The sequence below is a fragment of the uncultured Ralstonia sp. genome (genome assembly GCA_913056305.1).
Taxonomy (GTDB): domain Bacteria; phylum Pseudomonadota; class Gammaproteobacteria; order Burkholderiales; family Burkholderiaceae; genus Ralstonia.
The window spans coordinates 1-3412 of sequence record CAJXMR010000333.1 but is presented as its reverse complement, the minus strand read 5'-3'; the positions used below and the strand labels follow the sequence as shown (position 1 = coordinate 3412).

The following is a 3412-nucleotide window of genomic DNA, read 5'->3' as shown; positions in this document are numbered from 1 at the left end:
TTCATTTTTATAAACAGCAGAGAAGGAAACCGACATGACGCCGTCCGAAGTGAAAGCCACCCTATCGTTTTCCGATGGCTCGCCCAGCGTCGAGCTGCCGATCTACAAGGGCACGGTCGGGCCCGACGTGATCGACATCCGCAAGCTGTACGGCCAGACGGGCAAGTTCACGTACGACCCCGGCTTCATGTCGACCGCGTCGTGCAATTCCAAGATCACCTACATCGACGGCGACAAGGGTGAGCTGCTGTACCGCGGCTACGCCATCGACGATCTGGCCAGCAAGTGCGATTTCATGGAAATCTGCTACCTGCTGCTGAAGGGCGAACTGCCCAACGCGAAGCAGAAGGAAGAGTTCAACCATGTGGTGACGAATCACACCATGGTGCACGAGCAGATGCAGTTCTTCCTGCGCGGTTTCCGCCGTGACGCCCACCCGATGGCGGTGCTGACGGGCCTGGTCGGCGCGATGAGCGCGTTCTACCCGGATGCTGCCAACATCAATGACCCGCGCGAACGCGAGATCTCGCAGATCCGCCTGATCGCCAAGCTGCCGACGCTGGTGGCCATGGCTTACAAGTACAACATCGGCCAGCCGCTGATCTATCCGCAGAACAATCTGTCGTACACCGGCAACTTCATGCGCATGATGTTCGCCACGCCGTGCGAGGACTACAAGGTGAACCCGGTGCTGGAGCGCGCTCTGGACCGCATCTTCATCCTGCACGCCGACCACGAACAGAACGCGTCGACCTCGACGGTGCGTCTGGCCGGCTCGTCGGGCACGAACCCGATCGCCGCCATCGCTGCTGGTATCGCCTGCCTGTGGGGCCCGGCGCACGGTGGTGCGAACGAAGCCGCGCTGAACATGCTGGAAGAAATCGGTTCGGTGGACAAGGTTCCCGAGTTCATCAAGCAGGTCAAGGACAAGAACAGCGGCGTGCGCCTGATGGGCTTCGGTCACCGCGTGTACAAGAACTACGACCCGCGCGCCAAGCTGATGCGTGAGACCTGCCACGAAGTGCTGAACGAGCTGGGCCTGCACAACGACCCGCTGTTCAAGCTCGCCATGGAGCTGGAAAAGATCGCGCTGGAAGACGAGTACTTCGTCAGCCGCAAGCTGTACCCGAACGTCGACTTCTACTCGGGCATCGTGCAGCGCGCGCTGGGCATCCCGTCGTCGATGTTCACCTGCATCTTCGCGCTGGCCCGCTCGGTGGGCTGGATCGCGCAATGGGAAGAGATGATCACCGATCCGGAATACAAGATCGGCCGTCCGCGCCAGCTGTTCAACGGCGCCGCCCTGCGCGAAGTGCCGGCGATCGACAAGCGCTAAGCCACTCGGCAGCAAGCTGTACTCGAAACCCCGCCCGGGCAACCGGCGGGGTTTTTTGTTGCCCGCCCGTTGCCGGGCGAGCCTTCGCGAAATGACGAAACCCCCTTTCGTCAGTCACGTCCGGTGCGCCCGACACCGGGTGGCATAATCGATCACTCCCCACGAAACTGCTCGCGCGGCCGCCCAAACAAGGCGCGCTGTGCACGGATCGCATCATGGCCAAGACGCTCTACGACAAACTCTGGGACGATCACGTCGTTCACACTGAAGACGACGGCACGACCGTGCTCTACATCGATCGCCAACTGTTGCACGAGGTCACCAGCCCGCAGGCGTTCGAGGGCCTGAAGATGGCGCAGCGTCCGGTGTGGCGCCTGAGCGCCAACCTGGCCGTGTCCGACCACAACGTGCCGACCACCGACCGCTCGCACGGCATTGCCGACCCGGTCTCCAAGCTGCAGGTCGACACGCTCGATGCCAACTGCGACAGCTACGGCATCACGCAATTCAAGATGAACGACAAGCGTCAGGGCATCGTGCACGTGATCGGGCCGGAGCAGGGCGCGACGCTGCCGGGCATGACAGTGGTCTGCGGTGACTCGCATACCAGCACGCACGGCGCATTCGGCGCGCTGGCGCACGGCATTGGCACGTCGGAAGTCGAACACGTGCTGGCCACGCAGACGCTGCTCGCCAAGAAGAGCAAGAACATGCTCGTGAAGGTGGAAGGCACGCTGCCGCGCGGCTGCACCGCCAAGGACATCGTGCTGGCCATCATCGGCAAGATCGGCACGGCGGGCGGCACGGGCTATGCGATGGAATTCGGCGGCTCGGCCATCCGGGCGCTGTCGATGGAAGGGCGCATGACGGTATGCAACATGGCGATCGAGGGCGGCGCGCGCGCCGGCATGGTGGCCGTGGACGACGTCACGCTTGAATACATCAAGGGCCGTCCGTTCGCGCCGCAGGGCGTGGAGTGGGAGCAGGCCGTCACCTACTGGCGCACGCTGCACTCGGATGCGGGCGCTCATTTCGACCACGTGGTCGAGCTGCGCGCCGAAGAGATCCGCCCGCAGGTGAGCTGGGGCACGTCGCCTGAAATGGTGGTCAGCATCGAAGACCGCGTGCCGGACCCCGACAAGGAAAAAGACCCGAACAAGCGCAACGCCATGGAGCGCGCGCTCGAATACATGGGCCTGCAGCCGAACGTGGCGATCGGCGACATCAACATCGACAAGGTCTTCATCGGCTCGTGCACCAACAGCCGTATTGAAGACATGCGCGCTGCCGCTTGGGTCGTGCAGAAGTTGGGCAAGCGCATTGCTTCCAACGTGAAGCTGGCGATGGTGGTGCCGGGCTCGGGTCTCGTGAAGGAGCAGGCCGAGCGTGAAGGCCTCGACAAGATCTTTAAGGCTGCTGGCTTCGAATGGCGCGAGCCGGGCTGCTCGATGTGCCTGGCGATGAACGCCGACCGGCTGGAACCGGGCGAGCGCTGCGCGTCCACGTCCAACCGCAACTTCGAAGGCCGTCAGGGCGCGGGTGGCCGCACCCATCTGGTGAGCCCGGCGATGGCCGCTGCAGCCGCGCTGGAAGGCCATTTCGTCGACGTGCGCAAACTCGGTTGAGCGGCAGGAAGGAGAACATAGCGATCATGGAACAATTCACCATCCACACCGGCCTGGTGGCCCCGCTCGACCGCGAGAACGTCGACACCGATGCCATCATCCCGAAGCAATTCCTCAAGTCGATCAAGCGCACGGGCTTTGGCCCGAACCTGTTCGACGAGTGGCGCTACAAGGACGTCGGCGAACCCGGCCAGGACAACAGCAACCGTCCGCTGAACCCGGATTTCGTGCTGAACCAGCCGCGCTACCAGGGCGCATCGGTTCTGCTGGTGCGCAAGAACTTCGGCTGCGGCAGCTCGCGCGAGCACGCACCGTGGGCGCTGCAGCAGTACGGCTTCCGCGCCATCATCGCGCCGAGCTTTGCCGACATCTTCTTCAACAACTGCTTCAAGAACGGCCTGCTGCCGATCGTGCTGACGGAGTCGCAGGTCGACCACCTGTTCAACGAGAC

At 63.3% G+C, this 3412-nt stretch carries 3 protein-coding genes; all 3 read left to right on the top strand.

Annotated elements, in window-relative coordinates; all coding sequences use genetic code 11:
• Positions 1-34 precede the first annotated feature (34 nt).
• A complete protein-coding gene (gene gltA / locus QZ609_RS25535; protein ID WP_295501012.1) occupies positions 35-1336 on the top strand; it encodes a citrate synthase in 1302 nt (433 codons plus the stop codon).
• Between the two features lie 215 nt (positions 1337-1551).
• On the top strand, positions 1552-2961 hold the full coding sequence (leuC, locus tag QZ609_RS25530) for a 3-isopropylmalate dehydratase large subunit (RefSeq protein ID WP_295501009.1): 1410 nt from the start codon (positions 1552-1554) through the stop codon (positions 2959-2961).
• A gap of 26 nt (positions 2962-2987) precedes the next feature.
• Positions 2988-3412, top strand: a 425-nt coding sequence (leuD, locus tag QZ609_RS25525; protein WP_295501006.1) for a 3-isopropylmalate dehydratase small subunit, incomplete at its 3' end; no start/stop codon positions are given.

Bases quoted from the DNA above. Each gene is read 5' to 3' on its own strand.
- gltA (WP_295501012.1), top strand. From the start codon at position 35: ATGACGCCGTCCGAAGTGAAAGCCACCCTATCGTTTTCCGATGGCTCG.
- leuC (WP_295501009.1), top strand. From the start codon at position 1,552: ATGGCCAAGACGCTCTACGACAAACTCTGGGACGATCACGTCGTTCAC.